This is a genomic window from Streptomyces muensis (assembly GCF_021474425.1).
Lineage (GTDB): Bacteria > Actinomycetota > Actinomycetes > Streptomycetales > Streptomycetaceae > Streptomyces > Streptomyces muensis.
In genome coordinates this window covers 1-25159 of sequence record NZ_JAKEIP010000124.1, presented here as the reverse complement: position 1 = coordinate 25159, position 25159 = coordinate 1, and the positions used below count along the sequence as shown (strand labels likewise).

Sequence of the window (25159 nt, the reverse complement as noted above, 5' to 3'; positions counted from 1 at the left end):
GACCCGTACGCCCCCCTGGCCGCAGCCCTCGCCGACGCCCACGGCCGCTCCCGCTTCGGCGGCTGGCGCAACGTCCCCTCCCGGCCGCAGACCAAGCGGTACGCGGTCGCCGGCGAGGAGATCGAGGTCCGCTACCGCCACACCCGCGCGGGCGGCCTGGAGGCCGACGGAGTACGGGTCGTGCGCGCCGACGCACGTCTCGTCGTCCTCGAAGTCGACGGCGTACGAAGGAACTTCGAGGTCGCGAGGTACGGCGACGAGATCCACGTCAACACCACCCGCCTCACCGCCCTGCCCCGCTTCCCGGACCCGACAGCACAGCACACCCCGGGCTCCCTCCTCGCCCCCATGCCGGGCACGGTCGTACGCGTCGCCGAGGGACTGTCCGTAGGAGCGGCTGTGCGGGCCGGAGAGCCCCTGCTGTGGCTGGAGGCGATGAAGATGGAGCACAAGGTCGTGGCGCCGGTCGCAGGGACGCTCAGTGCCCTTCACGCCGTACCGGGCCAGCAGGTAACGGTCGGCGCATTGCTGGCGGTAGTGCAAGAACCCTAGGGGCGCGGAGAACTGCGCGACCAGCCACAACGAACCCGCAGCCGGAAGGAGTCCCCATGCCCACCCCGCTCGAATCCGAAGAACACAAGGCCCTACGGTCCGCGGTAGCCGCCCTCGGCAAACGCCACGGCCGCACCTACGACCGCGAAGCCCTCTGGTCCGAGGCAGCGAAACTCGGCTACCTAGGCGTCAACCTCCCCGAGGAGTACGGAGGCGGAGGCGGCGGCATAGCCGAACTCTCCATCGTCCTCGAAGAACTCGGCGCCGCAGGCTGCCCCCTGCTGATGATGGTCGTGTCACCTGCCATCTGCGGCACAGTCATCGCCCGCTTCGGCACGGAAGACCAGAAACGCGACTGGCTCCCCGCCCTCGCCGACGGCACCCGCACCATGGCCTTCGGGATCACCGAACCCGACGCCGGCTCCAACAGCCACCGCATCACGACCACGGCCCGCCGCGACCAGGACACCGGGGACTGGATCCTCACCGGCCGCAAGGTCTTCATCTCCGGCGTCGACATAGCCGACGCCACCCTCATAGTCGGCCGCACGGCAGACGCCCGCACCGGCAACCTCAAGCCCTGCCTCTTCATCGTCCCGCGAGACGCCGAAGGCTTCACGCGCCGCCAGATCGACATGGAACTCGACGCCGCCGAGAAGCAGTTCGAGCTGACCCTCGACGACGTACGCCTCCCCGCGGACGCGCTCGTCGGAGACGAGGACGCGGGCCTCCTCCAGCTCTTCGCCGGCCTCAACCCCGAGCGCATCATGACGGCCGCCTTCGCGATCGGCATGGGCCGCTACGCGCTCGCCCGCGCCGTCGAGTACGCGCGCGACCGCACCGTCTGGAAGGCCCCCATCGGCGCCCACCAGGCCATCGCCCACCCTCTCGCCCAGGCGCACATCGACCTGGAACTGGCCCGTCTGATGATGCAGAAGGCGGCCTATTTGTACGACGCCGGGGACGACGTCGGCGCGGGAGAGGCCGCGAACATGGCCAAGTACGCGGCCGGTGAAGCCTGTGTGAAGGCGGTCGACCAGGCGGTGCACACCCTCGGCGGAAACGGCCTCACGCGCGAGTTCGGGCTCGCTTCGTTGATAACCGCCGCGCGCGTGTCTCGTATTGCTCCGGTGAGCAGGGAGATGATTCTCAACTACGTCTCCCACCAGACCCTGGGCCTGCCCAAGTCGTACTGACCGGCATCAGCCCGGCACCGTGTCGCGAGGAGGAACCGTGTTCCGCAGCGAGTACGCAGACGTCCCGGTCGTAGAACTCCCCATCCACGAGGCCGTACTGGGCCGGGCCGCCGAGTTCGGGGACACGCCCGCGCTCGTCGACGGCACGGACGGCACCACCCTCACCTACGAGCAGCTCGACCGCTTCCACCGGCGCGTCGCCGCCGCCCTCGCCGAGGCGGGCGTCCGCAAGGGCGACGTCCTCGCGCTGCACAGCCCGAACACGGTGGCCTTCCCCACGGCGTTCTACGCCGCCACGCGCGCGGGTGCCTCCGTCACGACCGTGCACCCGCTCGCCACGCCCGAGGAGTTCGCCAAGCAGCTGAAGGACTCGGCGGCCCGCTGGATCGTCACCGTCTCACCCCTGCTGGAGGCGGCACGCCGGGCCGCCGAACTCGCGGGCGGCGTCGAGGAGATCTTCGTGTGCGACAGCGCGCCCGGACACCGCTCACTCATCGACATGCTGGCCTCCGCGGCCCCCGAACCGCGGGTCGACATCGACCCCGTGGCGGACGTCGCCGCCCTGCCGTACTCCTCCGGCACCACCGGCATCCCCAAGGGCGTGATGCTCACCCACCGCCAGATCGCCACCAACCTCGCCCAGCTCGAACCCGCGATATCGGCCGGCCCCGGCGACCGCATCCTCGCCGTGCTGCCCTTCTTCCACATCTACGGCCTCACGGCCCTGATGAACGCGCCCCTCAGGCGGGGCGCCACGGTCGTCGTGCTGCCCCGCTTCGACCTGGAGACCTTCCTCGCGGCCATCCAGAACCACCGCATCACCGGCCTGTACGTGGCCCCGCCGATCGTCCTCGCCCTCGCCAAGCACCCGCTGGTCGCGCAGTACGACCTGTCGTCGCTGAAGTACATCGTCAGCGCCGCGGCGCCCCTGGACGCCAAGCTCGCGGCCGCCTGCTCGCAGCGGCTCGGCCTGCCGCCCGTGGGACAGGCGTACGGCATGACGGAACTGTCCCCCGGCACCCATGTCGTCCCCCTGGACGCCATGCGGGACGCGCCACCCGGGACCGTAGGCAAGCTCATCGCCGGCACCGAGATGCGCGTCGTCTCCCTCGACGACCCCGACAAGGACCTCGGCACCGGAGAGTCCGGCGAGATCCTCATCCGTGGCCCGCAGGTCATGAAGGGCTACCTCGGCCGCCCCGACGCCACGGCCGCGATGATCGACCCCGACGGCTGGCTGCACACGGGGGACGTGGGCCATGTGGACGCGAACGGCTGGCTGTTCGTCGTGGACCGAGTCAAGGAACTCATCAAGTACAAGGGCTTCCAGGTGGCCCCCGCCGAACTGGAGGCGCTCCTGCTCACCCACCCCGGCATCGCCGACGCCGCGGTCATCGGCGTCTACAACGACGACGGCAACGAGGTCCCGCACGCCTACGTGGTCCGTCAGCCCACCGCCACCGACCTCTCCGAGGGCGAGGTCATGATGTACGTCGCCGAACGCGTCGCCCCGTACAAGCGCGTCCGGCTGGTCACCTTCATCGACGGCGTCCCGCGGGCCGCCTCCGGCAAGATCCTGCGCCGCGAGCTACGGGCGCTCAGGGAGAACACATGACGCTGATCGGCCGCACGCGCGCGCGGGGCGTCGAGACCCTCACCCTCGACGCCCCGCACAACCGCAACGCGCTCTCGGCCGCCCTCGTGGGCGAGCTGACCGACGCGCTGACGGACTGCGCCAAGGACACCGACGTACGCGCGATCGTCCTCACCCACACCGGCAACACCTTCTGCGCGGGCGCCGACCTGCGCGACCCCCCGCCCCCGGACGGGCTGGTGGCGCTGCTCCGGCAGATCGTGGAACTGCCCAAACCGGTCGTCGCCCGGGTCACCGGCCATGTCCGCGCGGGCGGCCTCGGCCTGCTCGCCGCCTGCGACATCTCCGCCGCGTCACCGCAGGCCAGCTTCGCCTTCACCGAGGTGCACATAGGCGTCGCCCCCGCGGTCATCTCGCTGCCCCTGCTGCCCCGCACGGACCCCCGCGCCCTGGCCCGCTACTACCTCACCGGCGAACGCTTCAGCGCCCAGGAGGCGGCCCGCATCGGCCTGCTGACGGTGGCGGGCGAGGACGTCGACGCGGCCCTGACGCCCGTGCTCGACGGCCTGCGCCGGGCCTCCCCGCAGGCCCTGGCCGAGACGAAGGCGCTGCTCACGGCTAAGGTGCTGGAAACCTTCGACCGGGACGCGGCCGACCTGACCGCGCTCTCGGCCCGGCTGTTCTCCTCCGCGCAGGCCCGCGAGGGGATGACGGCCTTCCTAGAAAGACGGGATCCGGAATGGGCGGTGTGAGCACAGTCGGCGACCGCGTGGACCGAGCGGACCGCGTGCCCAAACAGGACCGCAGCCGCGCCACCAGGCAGCGGCTCCTGGAGGCCGCCGTGGCCTGCCTCGCCGAACACGGCTGGGCGGGCTCCACGGTCTCCGTCGTCGCCGAACGCGCCGGCGTCTCCCGAGGCGCCGCCCAGCACCACTTCCCGACCCGCGAGGACCTCTTCACGGCGGCGGTGGAGTACGTCGCCGAGGAGCGCTCGACGGCACTGCGCGCCCTGTTCCCCGAAGGCGCGGCCGGGGACCGGCGGGCGGTGGTGTCGGCGCTGGTCGACCTCTACACCGGACCGCTGTTCCGGGCGGCACTGCACCTGTGGGTGGCCGCGTCGAACGAGGAGCAGCTACGGCCACGGGTCACGGAGCTGGAGGCCCGCGTGGGCCGCGAGACCCACCGCATCGCGGTCGACCTGCTGGGCGCCGACGAGTCCCGGCCGGGCGCCCGCGAAAGCGTCCAGGGCCTGCTCGACATGGCCCGTGGCCTGGGCCTGGCCAACCTCCTCACGGACGACACGGCACGCCGGGACCGCGTGGTCGCGCAGTGGGCGGCGCTGCTGGACGACGCGTTGGGCGAGGCGTCGGGCTGAGGGCGTTGTCAGTGGCGGGGTCTACGGTTCGGGCATGGGTGATCACTTCCAGACGATCGTCGACCTCCAGGCGACCCCGCGGCAGGCCGCACAGCTGGCCGAGCGCGTCGTCGAGTGGCTGGTGACCGAGGGCATCGTGCTCGCCGAGCGCACGGACTGCGTGCTCGGGCAGCCGCTCGGCCATCCTCCGGGCCCGAACTGGCAGCGGGCCGTCGCCCCGGACGACGCCGACCGGGACCCCTGGGACGGCCTCGCCGTGTACACCGGGCGGACCGTCTTCCACAGCGGGCAGGGCGGAGCGGAGGCCGTGAGCTGTCCGCGCTGTGGGGTCACCACCCGGCTGATCACCGACGAGTGGGACCTGGTCGAGGACGCCTGGGCGCCGTTCGGCAAGGCCATCGACGCCTGGCACAAGACGGGTACCGCCCAGGTCGACTGTCCCGCGTGCGCCGGGTCCGTCCCGCTGCCCGACTGGACCTGGGCCGACGACTGGTTCGCCTTCGCCCACCTCGGCTTCGAGTTCTGGAACTGGCCCCCGTTCACCGAGGAGTTCCGCACCCGGATATCCGGGCTCCTGGACGGCCACCGTACGGCGTACGTGTGGGGCAAGCTCTGACCCGCGCGCCGTCGTCCCGCCGCCCCTGTCAGCCGCCTCAGTCGTCGTCCTCGCCGAAGCCGCCGTCATCGTCGTCCTGCTGTGCCGCGCGCTCCTTGTCCAGCTCGCGCTGAAGCCTCCGCTGCTCTTCGAGCTCCTGCTCGCGCTGCTTCCGCTGCTCGTCCGCCGTCTGCTCGTCGCGCGGGGCACTCGTCCGGGCGGCCGGGGTCGGGGAGGCCGTCGGGGAGGGGACGGTCGCCCGGGGTGAGGCGGAGGTGCTCGTGCCGGTCGGGGCCTCGGACTCGGTGCCTTCCGCGCCGGTCTTGTCGGGGGAGAACCACAGCATGCCGAGGAGCATCGCGGCCATGAAGAGCGCCGCCGCGGCCGCCGTGAACACCAGGCGGTTCCGGGACCGGGAGCCGGGTCTGGATCTCGACCCGGCTCTGGATCTGCCGCCGGATCCGGACCGGGATCTGGACCCAGGTCCGGACCCGGACCGGGCTCTGGACCCGGCCCCGATTCTGGACCCGGACCCGGCTCTGGATCCCGCGGCGGACGCCGTCCCCCGGGCGGAGGGCAGCATGTACGTGGTCGGGTTGCTGGTCTCACCCACCTGCTGCGACCCGGCGGCGGACCCCGACAGCACCGGCGGCCGCCGGGACGGCGACGTCGCGTCCGGCAGCGGCTCGGGGCGCCCCTGCCAGGCGCCGTCGGCGAACCAGTCGGCGGCCTGCTGGGCGGAGGGCCGGTGCTCGGGCTCCTTGGCGAGCAGACCGAGGAGATAGCTCTCGAAGGCGGGCGGGAGGCCGGGGACGCCCAGTTCGCGGGGCGGCACGGGCACGGCGTCGAGGTGCTGGTGCAGGATGGCGACGGCCGTGTCGGCCTGGAAGGGCGGGCGGCCGGTGAGCAGCTGGTAGAGGACACAGCCCAGCGCGTAGACGTCGGACGCCGGGCCCGCCGGCTTGCCCAGCGCACGCTCGGGCGCCAGATAGAGGCTCGTGCCCACGATCTGCCCCGTCGCGGTCAGCGCGGCCCCGGGGTCGTCCATGAAGCGCGCGATCCCGAAGTCACCGATCTTGAGGGTGCCGTCGGCGTCCAGGAGCAGATTGCCGGGCTTGATGTCGCGGTGGACGATGCCCTGCCGGTGCGCGGCGGCCAGTCCCGCGGCGGCCTCGGCGGCGATCCGGGCCACGCGTTCGGCGGGCAGCGCGCCGGACCGGGTCAGCGTGGCGGCGAGGCTGGGGCCCTCGACGAGCTCCATCACCAGGAAGAGCCGGTTGTCGTACTCGCCGAAGTCCCGGACCCCGACCACGTTCGGATGGGCGATCCGCGCCGCCGTCTGCGCCTCCAGCCGGAACCGGGACGTGGCGGTGGGGTCGGAGTCCTGGGGCAGCAGCAGCTTGACGGCCACATGCCGGGCGAGAGTCTCGTCGTAGGCCCGCCAGACCTCCCCCATCCCCCCGCGTCCGATCGACTCGCCCAGCCGGTAGCGGCCCGCTATCAGCACCTGATCCCCATCCCTCATGCCGTGAGACATCCCGGTCGCCGCAGGCCGCAACTCACCACGTGGGGACGGGTGATGGTGGGATGGCCGCAGCCGCCCCAGCATACTGGCGGAGTGGATCAGTCACGTTCCGTATGCCATAGGCAGCGGACGCCACCCCGGTCATCGAGCGGCAGCACACTCATCGAGAGGCACCAGGCCGCCGAGCGGCATCACGCGGAGCCGGACGGTGCTCCGCGTGATGACCGGCCCGCCGGAGAGGTTCGGTGGACCGGCGGGATCAGTGCGCGATGTCGGCGTAGCCCTCGATCTCGCGCGGGTCGCGCGGGCCCGGGCCGATGTAGCGCGCGGACGGGCGCACGAGGCGGCCGGTGCGCTTCTGCTCCAGGATGTGCGCCGACCAGCCCGCCGTACGGGCACAGGTGAACATCGACGTGAACATGTGCGCCGGGACCTCCGCGAAGTCCAGCATGATCGCGGCCCAGAACTCCACGTTCGTGGCCAGCACCCGGTCCGGGCGCCGACTGTGCAGCTCCTCCAGGGCCGCCTTCTCCAGCGCCTCGGCGACCTCGAAGCGGGGCGCGCCCAGCTCCCGGGCGGTGCGGCGCAGCACCCGCGCGCGCGGGTCCTCGGCGCGGTAGACACGGTGACCGAAGCCCATGAGGCGCTCGCCCTTGTCGAGGGTCTGCTTCACATACGCCTCGGCGTCGCCGGTGCGTTCGATCTCCTCGATCATGTGCAGGACACGGGAGGGGGCACCGCCGTGCAGCGGGCCGGACATGGCTCCCACGGCCCCGGAGAGCGCGGCGGCGACGTCGGCGCCGGTGGAGGCGATGACGCGGGCCGTGAAGGTGGACGCGTTCATGCCGTGCTCGGCGGCGGACGTCCAGTAGGCGTCCACGGCGGCCACGTGCTTGGGGTCGGGCTCGCCGCGCCAGCGGATCATGAACCGCTCGACGACGGACTGCGCCTTGTCGATCTCGCGCTGCGGCACCATGGGCAGGCCCTGGCCGCGCGCGGACTGGGCGACGTAGGACAGCGCCATGACGGCGGCCCGGGCCAGGTCCTCGCGGGCCTGCTCCTCACCGATGTCCAGCAGGGGTTTCAGACCCCACACGGGGGCCAGCATGGCGAGCGCGGACTGGACGTCGACACGGATGTCGCCGGAGTGCACGGGAATCGGGAAGGGCTCGGCGGGCGGCAGACCGGGCCGGAAGGCACCGTCGACAAGCAGCCCCCAGACGTTGCCGAACGAGACATGCCCGACCAGATCCTCGATGTCGACGCCCCGGTACCGGAGTGCGCCGCCCTCCTTATCCGGTTCGGCGATCTCCGTCTCGAACGCGACGACTCCCTCGAGTCCGGGTACGAAGTCGGACATCAGGCGGCTCCTCGTGAGGTGTGCGACGGATGGGGTTGTGGGTGGGACGACCACATGTCGGTGTGCGGAGATGTGCGTACGCCGGTGGTTCCACGGTCACGGACTCGGATTCCGGGCCTTGCCGGTTCTCTCCGGGCCTCGGCGGACTCGCGGTCCGGGGCGTACCCGTGTGATGCCCCGTACGGCTGACAGTCATCCAACCCGAACGGCAACAGCACGATAACCCCGAGTGCCACTGTTGGGGAGGTCCTGCGGCACTCAGTGCCATCCGGGGTCGCGAGGGGCACCGTCCGGGACGGCGTCGGCCGCATGCGGCAAGATGACGGCGTGACCGACCGAGACGCCGTCCCCCTCGACCCCGCCGCGATGCGCAAGCAGTACCGGGCCGAGGGCCTCGCCGAGAACGACCTGGCCGCCACTCCCGTGGAACAGTTCGCGCGCTGGTTCAAGCAGGCCGCGGCGGAGGCCCACCTCTTCGAGCCGAACGCGATGATCGTCTCCACCGCCGACGCCGACGGGCGGCCCAGCTCCCGTACGGTCCTGCTGAAGCAGTTCGACGAGCAGGGCTTCGTCTTCTACACCAACTACGACTCCCGCAAGGCCCGCGACCTCGCCGAGAACCCGTACGTCTCCCTGCTCTTCCCCTGGCACGCGATGGCCCGCCAGGTCATCGTCACGGGCGTGGCGCGGCGGACCGGGCGCGACGAGACCGCCGCCTACTTCCGCACCCGCCCGCACGGCTCCCAGCTCGGCGCCTGGGCCAGCGCCCAGTCCACGGTGGTCGCCACCCGCGCCGACCTCGACGCCTCGTACGCCGAGCTGGCCGCGCGCTATCCCGAGGGCGAGCAGGTGCCGGTGCCGCCGCACTGGGGCGGCTTCCGGGTGGCGCCGCAGACGGTGGAGTTCTGGCAGGGCCGGGAGAACCGGCTGCACGACCGGCTGCGGTACGCGGCGGAGCAGGACGGAAGCTGGCGGGTCGAGCGGCTGAGTCCCTGAGTGCCGTAGTCCCTGAGGGCGGCATGCCTGCTCTGAGACGCAGACGACCCGCGAGCTCGGGTCCCTCCGCCGGGGCGGGGGAGCCGGCCGGACGTGCCGGCGAACTCGCGGGTCGGGTGACTGCTGGGATTGGGCCGGCTGCACGCGTCTGTCACGTGCTGGTCCGGCACCGCACTGGGTGGGGTGACGGGCCGCTAGCCCGCAGCCACCTCACGCGTCCGGTATTCATACATCTGCCGAACCACCTCCCTTCTCGTGTGCCCACACACTAAGAAGCGGCCCGCCGCCCGATCAAGTGCTTTTTTCCTTGGACGGGATCCTCGCTGGTCACCTAGCGTTCTGTGCATGACAGATCTGCGAATCGTGCCGGCCGAGGGCGACGCCATGCTCCGGGAGTGGCGCCACGTCCACAACGTGATCGTGCCGCCGGACGAACTGAGCCTCGACGAGGTACGCGAGCGCAGTGGCCGGCACCAGTTGCGCAACGCCTATCTCGGGGACGCGCTCGTGGGCTGCTCGACCGTACGGCCGCCGCAGGGCGAGGAGGGCGTGGCGACCGTCATCGCGCGCGTGCTGCCCGAGTACCGCGGGCGGGGGTTCGGTGCCGCGCTGTACGAGGACGGACTCGGGCACGCGCGCGTGCTCGGCGCGCGGGAGATCCGGACCGTGATCCTGACCGCCAACGAGGACGGGCTCCGGTTCGCCGGGAAGCGCGGGTTTGTGGAGGTCGACCGGTATGTGGCACCGGAGGACGAGAACGAGGTGTGGCTGACGTTGCGACTGACAGGTTTCGAGGTCAGCGGGGCATGAGAGCGGGGCGTGGCGTCTGCGGCCGGTTTCCCGGGATTTCCGCCGTACAACGATTCCTTCAATCTTGTGGGAACTCGGTGTGTGCTGCGTCACGTTCCAGTTAGATGATGGCGAGTGAGCGAACCGACGCGTCGTACGTGCGGACGCAGCTTGGCAGGCTTGGCAGGGGGTCCAGGTGAGTGCTTCCCGGCGTAGTGGGACCACCGACGAGCTGGGGCCGGACGAACCCGAGCGGGACGGCCCGCAGGGTTCGTCGGGTGGCTCGGAGGGTTCCGCAGGCGGCTCCGATCTGCTGGCCGCGCTGCTGGACGGGATGGACGCCGCCCTGTGCGCCTTCGACGCGGACGGGGTCGTCACCCATTGGAACCGCGAGGCCGAGCGCATCCTCGGCTGGAGCGCGGCCGAGGCGGTCGGGCGGCACGGCTTCGCGGGCTGGGCGGTGCGCGAGGCCGACGCCGAGGAGGTCGAGGCGCGGCTGATGTCCGCCATGGACGCCCCCGGACGGCAGGTGCACGAGTTCGCGCTGCTGACCAAGGACGGCGGGCGGGTGCTCGTACGGACGCAGTCGGCGGCCGTACGCGGGCCGGACGGCAAGCCCGCCGGGGTGTACTGCGCCTTCAGCGAGGTGCACGCGCAGATCGATCTGGAGCGGTCGATCGCGCTGAGCGAGGCGCTGTTCGAGGACGCGTCGTGGGGCGTCGTGCTGGTGGACGCCGATCTGCGGCCGGCCGTGGTGAACGCTCACGCGGCCCGGGCGCTGGGGATCGGCCGTACGTCCGTGCTCGGGCGGCCCCTCGGTGATCTGCTCGCCCAAGGCGTCGAGGAACTGGAGAGCGCGCTCACGCATGTGCTCGCGGAGGGCGCGCCGCCCGCGCCCGCCGAGATCTGGGTGAGCGTACGGACGCCGGAGGGCGAGCGGCGGCGGTGCTGGCGGTGCGGGTTCGTGCGGCTGGCCTCGCCGCTCGCGGAGGAGCCGGTGCCGCTCGGGGTGGGCTGGCTCTTCCAGGACATGACCGAGGCCAAGCAGGCCGAGCAGGAGGCCGCGCTGCTGCGGTTCCGGACCAACCAGCTGCATCGGGCCGCGCGCGCCGCCGCCGAGTGCGAGGACCCGGCGGACGCGGCGACGGTGCATCTCGACTTCGCGCTGGCCGGGTTCGCCGACCACGCGCTGATCGACCGGGTCGCGGGCGGGGCCGTGGCGGATACGGACGCGGACGAGGAGGCCTCGGGTCCGGTACGGCTGGTGCGGATCGCCGTGACGCCCTCCGGTACGCCCGGGCCGAGCCTGCTGGGCGGGGAGGCCGGGCTGCCGGTGCGGTACGCCGAGGGGCATCCGGCGTTGCAGTGCGTGGCGCGCGCCGGATCGGTGCGGGCCGACGCGGGCAGCATGGCGGCGGAGCAGGCGCGCGCGTGGGCGGTGGGCCGGCAGTGGCCCGCGGACGCGGTGCACGCGCTGTGCGCGGTGTTGCGGAGCCGGGGGCGGACGCTGGGCGTCGTGACGTTTCTGCGGGGCGCGGGACGGAGTGCGTTCGAGCGGAGCGACGCGGTGTACGCGGAGGACGTCGCGGTGCGGATCGCCGCCGCGTTGGATCTGGCGGGGGTGCTGGGGGCGGAGTAGGTCAGCGGCGGTAGAAGATCCGGTCGCCGTACTGCTCGAACACCCGGCTGTTCCAGTCGAGGCCGCCGTCGACGTTGCCGGAGCGCAGGAGCGGGGGCTCGATGCCACGGGCGGCCAGGGAGGCGGCCGCGGTGGCCATGACGGCCTGCAGCAGCGCCGACGTGACGACCGTGGAGGCGGGGGCGAAGGGGGCCGGGATCGTGTCGAGGGTGAGTTCCGCGTCGCCGATCGCGATCTTCGAGTCGAGGACGATGTCGCAGTGGTCCTTGAGGTAGGTGCCGGAGACATGGCGCGACTTCGTCTCCGAGGCGTACGCCACCGAGGTCACGCCGATGACCCGCGCGCCCCGGGTGCGGGCGGACATGGCCATCTCCACGGGGAGGGCGTTGCGGCCGGAGAGGGAGATGATCACCAGGACGTCGCCGGCGCGGAGCGGGGAACTGTCCAGGACGGCGCTCGCCAGGCCGTCGACGCGTTCGAGGGCGGAGCCGAGAGTGGCGGGCATGACGTCCACGCCCACCGCGCCGGGGACGGCGAGCAGGTTCATCAGGGCGAGGCCGCCCGCGCGGTAGACGATGTCCTGGGCGGCCAGGGAGGAGTGGCCGGCGCCGAAGGCGAACAGGCGGCCGCCGGTGGCGACGGTGTCGGCGAGCAGGGTGCCGGCTGCCTCGATGTTCTCCGCTTCCTCGTCGCGGGCCCGCTGCAGGAGGGTGATCGCGGCGTCGAAGAACTGGTCGGCCGGCTTGCTGTCGCTCATGCGGTGCCCTCCGGGGTGGTGGCGTGGGGGTGGGTGCGGTGTGTCGCGGATCACCGTGCGGTCTGGACCAGTGCGGTGTCAATACGGGGGGATGCCCGCGGCGGCCCCTTGGCCGGAGGCCGTCCCCCGAGGGCTGGGAAATCGCTGGTTTCGGCGGCGCGGCACGGTTGTCAGTGGTATCCGGCAGAATTGAGGTCAGGGCCAGCGCACGCGCCGTGGAGCTGTCTCGCTTCCGGCTGAGCTAATCGCAGAGCTAATCGAGGGGCACGTATGTCCGGACTGATCGACACCACGGAGATGTATCTCCGCACCATCCTCGAGCTGGAGGAGGAAGGTGTGGTCCCCATGCGCGCCCGTATCGCCGAGCGGCTGGACCAGAGCGGGCCGACCGTCAGCCAGACGGTGGCGCGGATGGAGCGGGACGGGCTGGTGTCCGTGGCCTCCGACCGGCATCTGGAGCTCACGGACGAGGGGCGGCGGCTGGCCACGCGCGTCATGCGCAAGCACCGGCTGGCCGAGTGTCTGCTCGTCGACGTGATCGGGCTGGAGTGGGAGCAGGTGCACGCCGAGGCGTGTCGCTGGGAGCACGTGATGAGCGAGGCCGTGGAGCGGCGCGTGCTGGAGCTGCTGCGGCACCCCACCGAGTCGCCGTACGGCAACCCGATCCCGGGCCTCGAGGAGCTCGGTGAGAAGGACGGCGCCGATCCGTTCCTCGACGAGGGCATGGTGTCGCTGGCCGACCTGGACCCGGGTGTCGAGGGCAAGACGGTCGTGGTGCGGCGTATCGGCGAGCCGATCCAGACCGACGCCCAGCTGATGTACACGCTGCGTCGGGCGGGGGTGCAGCCCGGTTCGGTGGTGAGCGTGACCGAGTCCGCGGGCGGTGTGCTGGTCGGTAGTGGTGGTGAGGCGGCCGAGCTGGAGGCGGACGTCGCCTCGCATGTGTTCGTCGCCAAGCGCTGAGCCCGCTCTCGGTCGGGTAACTCCCGGTGGGCGAGCGGGAGTTGTGGTGATCTCGTCCATTCCAAGATTCAGTACGTCGAATCGCAGCGCTCCGCCGATTCGCGTGCCAGTCTGTCGCGTGAGGCATACGACCTGAGAGCTCTTGGCCGTGATCGACAGCGATGCGTCCGGCCGGGGAAGGGGCGGGCGGGATGTGCCGTGGACGTGGAGAGGGCCCCGGCGCCACATGGCGCCGGGGCCTGTCCTCCCCTGTGCTGACCCGGAGCCCCGAGCTCTCAGGGTCATTCCCCTCGGACCGGTTTCCCCGAGCGGTCCGCCTCCCGGTGAAGATCTCCCCTCGGCGACAGCGATCAATCCTTGCGGGGGGTCACTCGAATGAGGGGTGTTGGCCGCGGAGACCGCATTTTCGAATAGGAGTTCGATAGTGTGCGGTGACGGGTCATGCGGAACGTGCGCTTCAAAGGTGTGCGCATAAGATCACGTCAGACACACAGGACATGCACATCGTGTGCGAGGGCATCGTCGGCTCCTGCGTCGCAGGTGGCGCGCGGTGCTCGCGTGAACGACGGCAGATACGGCAGGCACGGCAGGCAGGACACGGTTCACAGGACCGGCCGGTTCGAGCGGTCCGAGCGGAGCTAGGGGGGCCAGGACCTATGGCGCGGCGCATCGACGTGACCGGGACGGGCGGCGTACGCCTCGCGGCCTGGGAGTTCGGCGACCCTCCCAAGAACGACCCCGCGACCGAGCACGACGGCACGCTCGGCGTCCTCTTACTGCACGGCCTCATGGGCCGCGCCTCGCACTGGGCCTCCACCGCCCGCTGGCTCTCCGAGCGGCACCGCGCTGTCGCACTGGACCAGCGTGGCCATGGCCGTAGTGACAAGTCCCCACAGGCCGACTTCACACGCGAGGCGTACGTCGACGACGCCGAGGCCGCCCTCGAACAGCTCGGACTCGCCCCCGCCGTCCTCATCGGCCACGCCATGGGCGCGCTGACCGCGTGGCAGCTCGCCGCCAAGCGGCCCGACCTGGTGCGGGGCGTCATCATCTGCGACATGCGGGCCTCCGCGCTCGGCTCGGCCTCGCAGCGGGAGTGGTCGGACTGGTTCAAGTCCTGGCCCGTCCCCTTCGCCACGCTCGCCGATGTGCGCAAGTGGTTCGGCGAGGACGACCCCTGGGTGGAGCGGCCGAACGCCGCGCGGGGGGAGTTCTACGCCGAGGTGATGCACGAGCGCGAGGACGGGTGGCGGCCCGTGTTCGAGCCGGGGCAGATGCTGCGGTCGCGGGAGACGTGGGTGTTCGACGCGCACTGGGAGGAACTGGCGCAGGTTCGGTGCCCCGCGCTGGTGGTGCGAGGGCTTGACGGGGAGTTGGGGCGGGCCGAGGCGCAGGAGATGGTGCGAGTGCTGCCGCGCGGGGAGTACGCGGAGGTGGCTGACGCCGGTCATCTGGTGCATTACGACCAGCCGGAGGGGTGGCGCGCGGCGATCGAGCCGTTCCTGGACGCGGTGCGCTCCGCTGGGGATGCCGGGCGCCTGTGAGCTCGGGGGGTTCTGTTTGAGGGCGGCTGCGGGTTGTGTGGGGTTGCTCGCGCAGTTCCCCGCGCCCCTTTGGGGGCGTTGCAGTCCGCTGCGCCGGCAAGTGTCCCTCAGCCCTTGCTCACCGCCGTAAGGATCTCCGGGAGGCGGGTCGCCGTTCGTGGGGCCGCCAGGCGCAGGCCCGAAAGCGTGAGCAGGGCACCGTACGCTGTGCCGACCGGGAGCAGTAGCCAGGTCCAGGTGTCGCCCTCCTCGCTGATGTTCAGCCAGATCGTCAGGGCGATGACGGGGGCGCAGAGGAGGGCTGCCGCGATCATGCCGCCGAAGATGGAGATCCAGGCCAGGCCCGTCTGACCGGGGGCGACGTTCTTGTAGCCCTCCTGCGGGATGGAGTACGGGAAGCGGGCCGACGTCCAGGCGCCGGTCGCCAGCATGGCGCCGAGCAGGGCGAAGGAGAGGCCGAGCGCCTCGGGGAGCCCCGCCCAGTCGCCGAGGAGCGCCGTGGTCAGGACGGTGACGAGGGTGGCGTACGGCAGAGTGATCAGCAGGAGGGCGAGGGCTCGGCCGCGCAGCTCGACGTAGGCGTCCCGCGGGGACGAGATCGTCATCGCGACCATCCAGAAGGCGGAGGTGTCCTGCCCGAACTGGTTGTACATCTGGATGCCGAGCATTCCGGCCGCGAAGCAGGCGAAGTAGATCGAGCCGGTGCCCTGGAGGGCGTTGAACAGCGGCACGATCAGGCCGATGGCCAGCGAGGTCACCCAGGCCGCCTTGGTCTTCGGGTCGCGCCAGACGTAGCGCAGACTGCGTTCCATGACGGTGCCGGTGCGGCCGGCCGGCAGCAGCCGGGCCAGGCCCGAGGAGTTGCGTTCGCGTACGGCGGCCTCGGTGACCGACTGGAGCGTGGAGCCGTCGGGCGAGGTCATCAGCCGGGTGAGGTGGCGTGACCATACGGCGATCAAGGCGGTCAACGCCGCAGCGGTCAGCGCGAGTTGGAGTACGGCGACCCCGTACGCGCCCTCGCTCACCGACCGCACCGCCCCGATCGCGGCGGCGGGCGGCACCCAGCGCAGCACGTCCGCCGCCGGTTCGAGCTCGGCGAGCCCCGAGGAACCCAGGCGCTGCGCCCCGAAGTTCACGACCTGCGCGCCGATCGCGATGACCAGTCCGCTCAGCACCGCCAGATCGCGGCCCTTACGGCTGGTCAGCAGGCGGATGTTGGCCGCGGCGACGGCCCGCGCGAGCGCCACGCACACCAGCAGCGCCAGGACGACGGCGATGACGCCGACGACGTACGCCAACCCGCCGTGCGCCACCGCGATCACCGAACCGACGAACAGGCACAGGGTGAACAGCGGGCCGATGCCGACCAGCGAGGCCGCGAGCAGCGCCCGGACCAGGGGCCGGGGGCGCAGCGGCAGCATCACCAGCCGGGTCGGGTCCAGGGTCTCGTCCCCGCCGGGGAAGAACAGCGGCATCACGGCCCAGCCCAGCGCGAGCACCGCGACCAGGATGACGACCAGGGTGTCCGCGTGCGCGGTGTCGCGCAGCATGATCAGACCGAGGAGTTGCAGCGCGGCGAAGAGGAGCACCACGATCGCGGAGGCGAGGTAGGCGGCCCGCCGGCCACCGGACTGCCGCAGCCCGTTCCGCAGCAGCGACAGCTTCAGCCGTACGACGACCGCGGTCACTCCCGTCACATCGGCGCTCATCGGGCCCCGCCGCCCAGCCAGTCCAGGTCCGTGCCCGCGTCGCGCCCGTGCGCGCCGACGAGTTCCAGGAACGCCTGCTGCAGCGAGGCCGCCTCCCCGCGCACCTCGGCGAGAGTGCCGTGGGCGCGGATGCGTCCGGCGGCCATCACGGCGACCCAGTCGCACAGCGACTCGACGAGCTCCATGACATGGGAGGAGAAGACGACGGTCGCGCCGGAGGCGGTGTAGCGCTCCAGGACGCCCCGGATGGTCTGGGCGGACACGGGGTCGACACCCTCGAACGGCTCGTCCAGGAACAGCACTTCGGGGTTGTGCAGGAGCGCGGCCGCGAGCCCGATCTTCTTGCGCATACCGGTCGAGTAGTCGACGACCAGCTTGTGCTGCGCCCCCGCCAGATCGAGGACGTCCAGCAACTGAGTGGCCCGCTTGTCGACCTCGGCCCCGGGAAGCCCGCGCAACCGCCCGGTGTACGCGAGGAGTTCCCGCCCGGAGAGCCGCTCGAAGAGCCGTAGCCCTTCGGGCAGCACCCCGATGCGTGCCTTGACTTCAACGGGGTCCCGCCAGACGTCGTGCCCGACGACCGAGACGGACCCCTGATCGGGCCGCAGCAACCCGGTCACCATGGAGAGAGTCGTGGTCTTCCCAGCCCCATTGGGACCCACGAGCCCGATGAACTTCCCCGCAGGCAACTCCAGATCGATCCCAGCAACAGCAACCTGCTGCCCAAACCGCTTCCAAAGCCCACGCACGCTAACGGCCGACGTCATGGATGCCAACCCTAAGGGGCGCGGGGAACTGCGCGACCAGCCACGAACGGCCCGCGGTCGCCGATCAACCGAACCCGGCAGACGAGAAGGCGCTCTTAACGATCCCGCCCGCAGGCATACGCAAGCGGCGAGATCAACTCCTCCGCATCCGGCAACCACCGATTCGCCGGAGTCGGCCGGCAGGCCCACTGCACGGCCCCGCGCGACCCGAACCGCGTCGGCGGCCCGGCGACCCACGCCCCCTCCCCGAGCGCGACGAGATCCAGCGACCCCACCGACCACCCCAGCTTGCGCACCAGATCGGGCACCTTCACCGACGCCCCCGGCAACACGAAGAAGTGCATCCGACGATCAGGCGTCAACGTCACCGGCCCCAGCGTCAACTCCATCCGCTCCATCCGGGCCAGCGCCAGAAACCCCGCGGTCTCCGGGACGGAAATCGCGTCGAAGGTCCGCCCCGTCGGCAGCAGGATCGAAGCGTTCGGCTGCTTCTGCCACATCCGGCGCGCGACCGTCGCGCTGCCGGTCGCCTGTGTCTCCCAGTCGGGGCGCGCGGGGTGCGCGCCGGGCGCGGGGCACGCGGTGTCACCACAGGAGCAGAGCTGCACGCCGTCGACGGCTTCCAGCCAGGCCCCTGGAAACACGTCCCAGTGACGCTCCTCGGCATAGCGAACGGCGGTCTCCAGCAGCGTTTCCCCGCGCTGCTTCGGAATCTGTGCGGCTTCGGTGGCCGGGATCGTCTCTTCCACGCCCAACACAACTCCCGCACCCACCTGTAGTTACGGGGGTTCAGGCCCTGCCGCCAATCTCCCGTCTGCCGCGCGGGGTCTGGCACGCGCATCTGCGGCGTTGTCGTCAGTCGCCGACGCTCCGCGTCGACTCCCTCCTCCGCCTTGCAGCTGCACGCACCAGACCCCGCGCGGCCCGCCCTCCGGGCGGACGACGGGAGATTGGCGGCAGGGCCTGCGCGCGGGGGAGGAGCACTGATTCCTCGTCTGGGGCGCATGGGTGCATGTGTGGGGGCGCGCGGGAGGATCCGTGGCCGGGACTGGGTAGCCCATTGTGGGGTCGGCTTCCGCCTTTACCCCGGCAATCCTCGCAAGCCTCGCATTTTCGGTATGCCGACGGGGCATTGATCTTCACGGCCGGAAACCTGTGGTGCGCAGCCAGTGCCCCGCGCCGGATTCCCGCCGTGAAAGACACGTCAACTCGGTGCGTGGGCAGGCACCGCAGCCACAGGGGGTACGCCATGGCCGCAAGGCCTCTCGTCGCGCGACAGCCGAACGAACGGCTGCAGGCGCTCATCCAGGAAGCGGGCTGCTCGAACGCCGGGCTGGCCCGCCGGGTCAACATGTGCGGCGCCGAGCACGGCCTCGATCTGCGCTACGACAAGACGTCGGTGGCGCGCTGGCTGCGGGGACAGCAGCCGCGGGGGCGGGCGCCGGCGATCATCGCGGAGGCGCTCGGCCGCAAGCTGGGCCGTACGGTCACGATCGACGAGATCGGCATGGCCAACGGCAAGAACCTCGCGTCCGGCGTCGGTCTCCAGTTCTCGCCGACTGTACTGGGGGCCATCGAGCAGGTCTGCGAGCTGTGGCGCAGCGACGTGGGGCGCCGGGACTTCCTGTCCGGCTCCTCCGTCGCCGCGTCCGCGCTGGTCGAGCCCAGCCGGGACTGGCTCATCTCGTCGCCGGACTCACAGGTGTCGCGCTCGGCCGGGCCGCGCGTGGGGCTGTCCGACGTACAGGCCGTGCGCGCGATGACACAGGCGCTCGTCGACCTTGATCACCAGTACGGCAGCGGGCACGTGCGCCCGGTCGTCGTGCACTACCTGAACAGTGTCGTCTCCGGGCTGCTGGCCGGGTCCTACCGGGAGGCGGTCGGGCGGGAACTCTTCGCCGCCGTGGCGCGGTTGACCGAGCTCGCCGGGTACATGGCCGTCGACACCGGCCAACCGGGGCTCGCCCAGCGGTACTACATCCAGGCGCTGCGCCTCGCGCAGGCCGCCGGAGACCGCGGATACGGCGGGTATGTGCTGGCCGCCTCCATGAGCCATCTCGCCGCACAGCTCGGGAACCCGCGTGAGATCGCGCAGTTGGCGCGGGCGGCGCAGGAGGGGGCGCGGGGGCGCGTGACCCCGCGCGCGGAGGCCATGTTCCATGCGGCCGAGGCGCGAGGGCATGCCTTGATGGGGGACCCGCGGGCCGCCCAGGTGGCGTCCGGGCGGGCGGTGACCGCGCTGGAGAGCGCGGACGCCGAGTCCGGGGACGACCCGGCCTGGATCGCGCACTTCGACGAGGCCTATCTCGCCGACGAGTTGGCGCACTGCCACCGTGACCTCGGCCAGGCCGAGGCGGCGGCGCGGTGCGCGGAGGAGTCGCTGGCCGGGCTCCCGGAGCCGAAGGCGCGGCGCCGGGCGATCGGCTATGTGCTGCTCGCCACGGCACAGGTGCAGCAGCGCGAGATCGAACAGGCCTGCCACACCGGGCTGAAGGCCGTGGAACTCCTGGAGACCCTGCGTTCCAACCGGGGCGCCGAGTACCTGGACGACTTCCAGCAGCGACTGGAGCCGTTCCGGGAGGAGCCCGTGGTAAGGGAGTTCGGAGCGCGGATCGATCTTCAGGCAGCGGCGTGAAACCAGGGGGGACGAGACCGTGAACGGCAGGGAAATGAAGGCGCGGGTGACGAAAGGGGAGCGTATGTAGCGGATGGGGGGCCGGGATTGTTACGGCGGTCACAGCGAGGCAGGTCACGTCCTGAGCTGCGTGGCACGCGGATCGGCAGACCCGGTAGCGTGAGCCGACGATTCACAAGGTCCCCCATTGGTAGGAGTCCCGGTGACGCAGAGTGGACGGGGCGAGGAGCCCTCGGCGCGACCCGCGCGCGAAGGCATCGTGCTGCCCTCCGACGGCGGTGAGCCGCTGCTGCCGGGCATGACCGGTGGACAGGGCGGCCGGCCGACGCCGGTGCCGCCCGCCCTGCCGACCACGCCCCAGCCCTCGGCACCGCCCGGCGGCCAGTCCTGGGGCACCCCCTGGGGACCCGAGCAGACCCCGCAGGCCCCCGCGCCGCAGCCGCCGGCCGCGCCGGGCCAGACCTGGGGCACGCCGCCCGGCCAGACCTGGGGCGGGCAGGAACAGCAGCAGCCGTACCAGGGCGGACACGCCGGTGCGTCGCCGTCGCCGGCCCCGTGGGGTGCGGCGCCGGAGGCGGCCGGGGGCGCGCCGTCCCAGCCGTTGCCGGCGGAGGGCGTGTCGTACGGCGGGAACATGCAGGGCGCGCCGCAGGGCACACCGTCGTACGGCCATGGGGCGCCGGCCGGTGGGGCGCCTCTGCCGGCGCAGCAGCAGTACCCGCAGCAGCCCCAGCCCCAGCAGCAGCCTTACGGTCAGGGCGGTGCCTCCTCGGCGCCGCTCCCTCCGGCCGGTGGGCAGGCCTACGGTGCTCCCGGCTTCGACGGTGCGCTGCCGCCCGCCCAGCAGGGCGGCCCGGGCGCGCCGATGCCGCCCGCCGGTCCTGGTGCCGGTGGCTTCGGGGCGCCGTTGCCTCCGGCCGACGAGGGCGCCACGCAGTACATACCGCCCGTCGCCGCGTCGCCGGCGCCCGGTGCGGACGAGGGGGCGACGCAGTACATCCCGCCCGTGGGGCCCGGGGCGCTGCCGCCCGAGGTGCCGGGTGAGAGCACGCAGATCCTGGGGCGGGCCCGGCAGGGCGGCGCGGGTCCGCAGGGCGGCGCCATGCCGACGCCCGCCGGATCCGACGCCGACGCCACCCAGTACATCCCGCCCGTGACCGGACAGCCGGGCGGGGCGCCCCAGCCGGGGCCGGGGCGGCAGCCGCTCTCCGACTTCGACAACCTCTTCCGCAGCGAGCCGGGCGCCGAGCCGCCGGCCGCCGCCACTCAGCAGCTGCCGCGTTTCCAGCAGCCGCAACCGCAGCCGCAGGGCTCGCGCGAGGCGGGGTACTTCCCGCCCGGACCGCACGGACAGCCCGGTCCCCACGCACCGCACGCCGACGACATCGGCGGGGGAGGCCGCGGGGGCCGTCGTACGGGGTCCCGGGTGCCGCTCATGGCCGCGGTCGGCGTCGGTATCGCCGTACTCGGCATCGGTGCGGGCGCGATGCTCGCCGGCGGAGGCGGGGAGGAGCAGAAGGGCGGTGACGACAACCGGCCGGTCTCCGCGACGGCTCCGGCGACCGAGGGGTCCCCGTCGCCGTCCGAGGACCCGGCCGAGAAGCAGGCGATAGCCCTGGACAAGCTGCTGGCGGACAGCGGTGACAGCCGTACCGCCGTGATCAACGCGGTGGCCGCCGTGAAGTCCTGCGGCAACCTCGCGCAGGCCGCCACGGATCTGCGGGGCGCGGCCAAGCAGCGCAACCAGCTGGTCACCGACCTGTCCAAGCTCTCCGTCGACCAGCTCCCGAGCCACACCGAGCTGACCACCGCGCTGACCAAGGCGTGGCAGGCCTCGGCGTCCGCCGACAACCACTACGCGGCGTGGGCGGACCAGGTGGCGGCCAAGAAGGGGCAGCTCTGCAAGAAGGGCCAGGCCAAGTCCACCGCGCAGACCCAGGCCGGCAACCGGGCCAGCGGCACGGCCAGCGAGCAGAAGAAGTCGGCCGCGAAGCTGTGGAACACCATCGCCAAGAAGTACGGGCTGACCGAGCGCCAGCCGACCCAGCTGTAGGGCGTCGGCCCGGTCAGCGATGGCCGGGGCAGCGGTGGCTCAGGCGCCGGGCGGTCAGTTCAGCTCGGCGCCCTGCAGCGTCCTGGTCACGTCGATGAAGTTCTTGCGGGCCGCCACCAGCCTGCCCTCGCGTACGACCTGGAGGCTCACCTTGCGGTTGACCAGCCGGGGATAGCCGACGGAGGCGAGGACGTCCTGGAACTTCCACTGGAGCGCCGGGGTGAGCCCGCCCGTGGAGACCTTCAGGCCCTTGTTCAGGGCGCCGCGCACGGAGTCGGCGGTCACTGCCCCGTCGCCCAGCGACTCGACGACCTTCTTGAACACCGTGTACGCGATCCATGTGGTCTGCACACCGGCGTCCGCGGGGTCGATGCGGTTGTCGCCGAAGGCCTGCTCGCTGATCACCTTCTTCATCGGGTCCCAGCGCGCGTCGCTCGCCACGGGGTACCAGCCGGTGATGTACGAGCCCTCGTACGGGCTGGACGCCCCGCCGTTGGCGTTGATCACGGTCTGGTCGACGCTGCCGAGGACGGTGGCGGTGCGGACGTCGGCGTAGTCCTCGCGGGAGCGCCGGAAGGAGTCCATGAAGGTGGTGGTGCGGTCACCGAGGGCGGGCACCACACAGCCCGGGTCACTGACGTCGTCGGTGGAGTACCGCAGCGCCCGCTCCGACTGGCTGCCGTACTCGGTGGCGTCCTCGTCGGCGAGCTGGTCGCCCGCGGCCGGGTGTCCGCCCACCTTGAGGCCGGAGTTGAGCAGCGGGGGCAGCTCGTCGCCCGCGATGCTGTCGGGGCGTACCAGCGCGACGGGGCCGCAGGTGCGGGCCAGTTCCCGGCCGAGGCCGGCCAGGAGGGTGGGCTGGCCGCCGTTGACCGGGTAGGAGAGCGGGCTGGTGAACTCGGCGTTGGTGATCCCGTAGCCGCCTATGTACGGGATGCCGGCGCCCTCCAGCGAGGGCAGGAAGGTGTCGCCGAACTGGCTGTAGGAGCCGACGACCGCGACGACGTTCTCCTCGACCGCGCGGTCGGCGCACCTGGCCGCGGCCACGCTGTCGTTGCGGTCGTTGCAGGTGAGGACCTTCAGCTTGCGGCCGTTGATGCCGCCGTGGGCGTTGACCCAGCGGGCGTACGCCTGCGCGAGGGCCGGCATGCCGGGCTTGTTGGTCGCCTTGGTGTCCTGTGGCGCCCAGGTCATCACGGTGATCGTGTCATCCCCGGAACCCCCCGTGGTACCGGGGATGACACCGCATCCGGCGGCCAACGACGCACCCGCCACCAGTGCCGCCGCGGTGCGCGCGGAGGCTCGGACGGGCCGGTTGGTGATCGTGGGGAGGACGGTGCTGCGGGTGCGTCGCCTGCCGGTCATGGCTACGCACGATTCCGCCACATCACTAACCCTGGCGTGACCCTTGGTTATTGTTCGGTGACGGCAAGGTGAATTGCGGGGGTCGGTGAGACGCCTGTGAGGGGGAACGTACGATCGATGACCGTGCAAGGTTCGGATAGCTCTTCCCGTCGCGGCCGTCGCTCCTCCACCATGGGCGGCATGCCACTCAACGACATGCCGTGGTGGCGCTGGCGCAGCAATGTGCGCTCCGCGCTGCACATGCTCTCCGATCCGGTGTTCCAGCGGGACGTCTGGCTGGCCGGCGTCGACGGGTACGGAGACGTCACCGACGCCGTCTACCGCCTCGTCGAGGACACCTGGCTGGACAACTGGTCCGCCGAGAAATACGTCGGGACGATCTTCCGCGACTCGCAGGAGGCGGCGCTCGTCGACACCGCCGTGCTGCGGGTGCTGCGGATCATGCACCAGGTCGGCCCGGACGCGCAGGTCGCCGCGTACCTGGAGAACCAGGGGTGGCCGGAGGCGGTGCGGGCGGCGCGGGACGCGCATGTCCGGATGTCCATGGCCGACGGCGAGGACCCGGACGCTCCGCCGCGCACGCTCGAAGTGCTGGCGATCATGACGCGCTCCGCGTAGGCGGCTCGCACGGCCGGTGCGCCGGCGCGGTCCGCGTGCCGGGACGACTGTCCGCCGGGCGGGTCGGATATGGGACCCTGTCCTGCATGAACCAGCAGTCCACCCGAGCCGCGGTCCCGGCCGAGCAGTACGTCCTCACCCTGTCCTGCCCCGACAAGCAGGGCATCGTGCACGCCGTGTCGAGCTACCTCTTCATGACCGGCTGCAACATCGAGGACAGCCAGCAGTTCGGTGACCACGACACGGGACTGTTCTTCATGCGCGTCCACTTCTCGGCTGAGGCGCCGGTGACGGTGGACAAGCTGCGGGCGAGCTTCGCGGCGATCGGGGACTCCTTCCAGATGGACTGGCAGATCCATCGGGCCGAGGAGAAGATGCGGGTCGTGCTGATGGTCAGCAAGTTCGGGCACTGCCTGAACGACCTGTTGTTCCGCGCCAGGATCGGCGCCCTCCCTGTGGAGATCGCCGCCGTGGTCTCCAACCACACCGACTTCGCCGAACTCGTGGGGTCGTACGACATCCCCTTCCACCACATCCCGGTGACCAAGGACAACAAGCCCGAGGCCGAGGCGCGGCTGCTGGAGATCGTGCGGGAGCAGGGCGTGGAGCTGGTCGTGCTCGCCCGGTACATGCAGGTGCTCTCCGACGATCTGTGCAAGGCGCTCAGCGGGCGGATCATCAACATCCACCACTCCTTCCTGCCGAGCTTCAAGGGCGCGAAGCCGTATCACCAGGCGCACACGCGCGGTGTGAAGCTGATCGGCGCGACGGCCCACTATGTGACCGCCGACCTCGACGAGGGGCCGATCATCGAGCAGGAGGTCGAGCGCGTGGGGCACGACGTCACGCCGGACCAGCTCGTCGCGATCGGGCGCGATGTGGAGTGCCAGGCGCTGGCGCGGGCCGTGAAGTGGCATGCCGAGCGGAGGATCCTGCTGAACGGTCGGCGGACGGTCGTTTTCGCCTAGGAGCTCGGGGGTTCTGGTTCGGGGGCGGCTGCGGGTGGTCGTTGGCTGGTCGCGCCCACGCGGCGGAGCCGCAAATTGATACAGCCCCGCGCCCCTAAAGGGACGTCCACTGCGCGTACTCAGGGGCGCGGGGAACTGCGCGACCAGCCCCCACCCACC

The 25159-nt window shown here is 71.8% G+C and carries 22 protein-coding genes; 15 read left to right on the top strand and 7 right to left on the bottom strand.

The window, feature by feature from the left end; genetic code table 11:
• The 6 genes from L0P92_RS26100 to L0P92_RS26075 form a co-directional block, all read left to right on the top strand.
• Positions 1-552, top strand: a 552-nt coding sequence (locus tag L0P92_RS26100; RefSeq protein WP_308289760.1) for an acyl-CoA carboxylase biotin carboxyl carrier protein subunit, incomplete at its 5' end; no start/stop codon positions are given.
• A 56-nt stretch (positions 553-608) separates the two neighbouring features.
• Positions 609-1748 (top strand): acyl-CoA dehydrogenase family protein, encoded by a 1140-nt coding sequence (locus L0P92_RS26095; RefSeq protein WP_234765431.1) that lies wholly within the window; start codon positions 609-611, stop codon positions 1746-1748.
• 37 nt (positions 1749-1785) lie between these two features.
• The gene (locus L0P92_RS26090) at positions 1786-3363 is read left to right on the top strand and encodes a 4-coumarate--CoA ligase family protein (protein WP_234765430.1); all 1578 of its coding nucleotides are present in this window, start codon (positions 1786-1788) and stop codon (positions 3361-3363) included.
• Positions 3360-4094: an enoyl-CoA hydratase family protein gene (locus L0P92_RS26085; RefSeq protein WP_234765429.1), complete on the top strand. Its 735-nt coding sequence runs from the start codon at positions 3360-3362 to the stop codon at positions 4092-4094. Before L0P92_RS26090 ends, L0P92_RS26085 begins: the two co-directional genes overlap by 4 nt.
• Entirely contained in the window at positions 4082-4717 is a 636-nt protein-coding gene (locus tag L0P92_RS26080; RefSeq protein ID WP_234765428.1) for a TetR/AcrR family transcriptional regulator, read from the top strand. Before L0P92_RS26085 ends, L0P92_RS26080 begins: the two co-directional genes overlap by 13 nt.
• A 34-nt stretch (positions 4718-4751) precedes the next feature.
• Positions 4752-5333 (top strand): hypothetical protein, encoded by a 582-nt coding sequence (locus L0P92_RS26075; RefSeq protein WP_234765427.1) that lies wholly within the window; start codon positions 4752-4754, stop codon positions 5331-5333.
• A 37-nt stretch (positions 5334-5370) separates the two neighbouring features.
• Here L0P92_RS26075 and L0P92_RS26070 read toward each other — a convergent pair whose 3' ends face one another.
• Both L0P92_RS26070 and L0P92_RS26065 read right to left on the bottom strand, forming a co-directional pair.
• A complete protein-coding gene (locus tag L0P92_RS26070; RefSeq protein WP_443733485.1) occupies positions 5371-6837 on the bottom strand; it encodes a serine/threonine-protein kinase in 1467 nt (488 codons plus the stop codon).
• Between the two features lie 259 nt (positions 6838-7096).
• A complete protein-coding gene (locus L0P92_RS26065) occupies positions 7097-8197 on the bottom strand; it encodes a citrate synthase 2 (protein ID WP_234765426.1) in 1101 nt (366 codons plus the stop codon).
• A 309-nt stretch (positions 8198-8506) separates the two neighbouring features.
• On the opposite strand from L0P92_RS26065, the gene pdxH reads away from it, so the two are divergent.
• From pdxH to L0P92_RS26050, 3 genes are all read left to right on the top strand, one after another.
• Positions 8507-9193, top strand: coding sequence for a pyridoxamine 5'-phosphate oxidase (gene pdxH, locus L0P92_RS26060; RefSeq protein WP_237696069.1), 687 nt, complete (start codon positions 8507-8509; stop codon positions 9191-9193).
• Between the two features lie 345 nt (positions 9194-9538).
• Positions 9539-10003, top strand: a complete 465-nt coding sequence (locus L0P92_RS26055) for a GNAT family N-acetyltransferase (RefSeq protein ID WP_234765424.1) — start codon at positions 9539-9541, stop codon at positions 10001-10003.
• A gap of 175 nt (positions 10004-10178) precedes the next feature.
• Complete coding sequence (locus tag L0P92_RS26050) at positions 10179-11621, top strand: PAS domain-containing protein (RefSeq protein WP_234765423.1); 1443 nt, start codon at positions 10179-10181, stop codon at positions 11619-11621.
• 1 nt (position 11622) lies between these two features.
• Here the strand turns inward: L0P92_RS26050 and L0P92_RS26045 are convergent, their stop codons facing one another.
• On the bottom strand, positions 11623-12378 hold the full coding sequence (locus L0P92_RS26045; protein ID WP_234765422.1) for an SIS domain-containing protein: 756 nt from the start codon (positions 12376-12378) through the stop codon (positions 11623-11625).
• Positions 12379-12648: 270 nt separating this feature from the next.
• Here L0P92_RS26045 and L0P92_RS26040 point away from each other — a divergent pair, with 270 nt between their 5' ends.
• The gene (locus L0P92_RS26040; RefSeq protein WP_004000347.1) at positions 12649-13341 is read left to right on the top strand and encodes an iron-dependent transcriptional repressor DtxR; all 693 of its coding nucleotides are present in this window, start codon (positions 12649-12651) and stop codon (positions 13339-13341) included.
• Between the two features lie 656 nt (positions 13342-13997).
• Positions 13998-14885 carry an alpha/beta fold hydrolase gene (locus L0P92_RS26035; protein WP_234765421.1) on the top strand — a complete coding sequence of 296 codons (888 nt, stop codon included), beginning with the start codon at positions 13998-14000 and terminating at the stop codon, positions 14883-14885.
• A gap of 107 nt (positions 14886-14992) precedes the next feature.
• On the opposite strand, the gene L0P92_RS26030 is transcribed toward L0P92_RS26035, so the two are convergent.
• From L0P92_RS26030 to L0P92_RS26020, 3 genes are all read right to left on the bottom strand, one after another.
• Positions 14993-16594 (bottom strand): transporter, encoded by a 1602-nt coding sequence (locus L0P92_RS26030; RefSeq protein ID WP_234765420.1) that lies wholly within the window; start codon positions 16592-16594, stop codon positions 14993-14995.
• Entirely contained in the window at positions 16591-17361 is a 771-nt protein-coding gene (locus L0P92_RS26025; RefSeq protein WP_234765419.1) for an ABC transporter ATP-binding protein, read from the bottom strand. Before L0P92_RS26025 ends, L0P92_RS26030 begins: the two co-directional genes overlap by 4 nt.
• A 95-nt stretch (positions 17362-17456) precedes the next feature.
• The gene (locus L0P92_RS26020) at positions 17457-18119 is read right to left on the bottom strand and encodes a bifunctional DNA primase/polymerase (protein WP_234765418.1); all 663 of its coding nucleotides are present in this window, start codon (positions 18117-18119) and stop codon (positions 17457-17459) included.
• Positions 18120-18610: 491 nt separating this feature from the next.
• Between L0P92_RS26020 and L0P92_RS26015 the strand changes: the two genes are divergently transcribed.
• Both L0P92_RS26015 and L0P92_RS26010 read left to right on the top strand, forming a co-directional pair.
• Positions 18611-19996: an NsdA family TPR-like regulatory protein gene (locus L0P92_RS26015; RefSeq protein WP_234765417.1), complete on the top strand. Its 1386-nt coding sequence runs from the start codon at positions 18611-18613 to the stop codon at positions 19994-19996.
• Positions 19997-20198: 202 nt separating this feature from the next.
• Positions 20199-22049, top strand: coding sequence for a hypothetical protein (locus L0P92_RS26010; protein WP_234765416.1), 1851 nt, complete (start codon positions 20199-20201; stop codon positions 22047-22049).
• 54 nt (positions 22050-22103) lie between these two features.
• Here the strand turns inward: L0P92_RS26010 and L0P92_RS26005 are convergent, their stop codons facing one another.
• Complete coding sequence (locus L0P92_RS26005) at positions 22104-23414, bottom strand: ABC transporter substrate-binding protein (protein WP_234765415.1); 1311 nt, start codon at positions 23412-23414, stop codon at positions 22104-22106.
• Between the two features lie 117 nt (positions 23415-23531).
• On the opposite strand from L0P92_RS26005, the gene L0P92_RS26000 reads away from it, so the two are divergent.
• Entirely contained in the window at positions 23532-24032 is a 501-nt protein-coding gene (locus tag L0P92_RS26000; RefSeq protein ID WP_234765414.1) for an SCO4402 family protein, read from the top strand.
• An 86-nt stretch (positions 24033-24118) separates the two neighbouring features.
• Complete coding sequence (gene purU, locus L0P92_RS25995; protein ID WP_234765413.1) at positions 24119-25000, top strand: formyltetrahydrofolate deformylase; 882 nt, start codon at positions 24119-24121, stop codon at positions 24998-25000.
• Positions 25001-25159 lie beyond the last annotated feature (159 nt).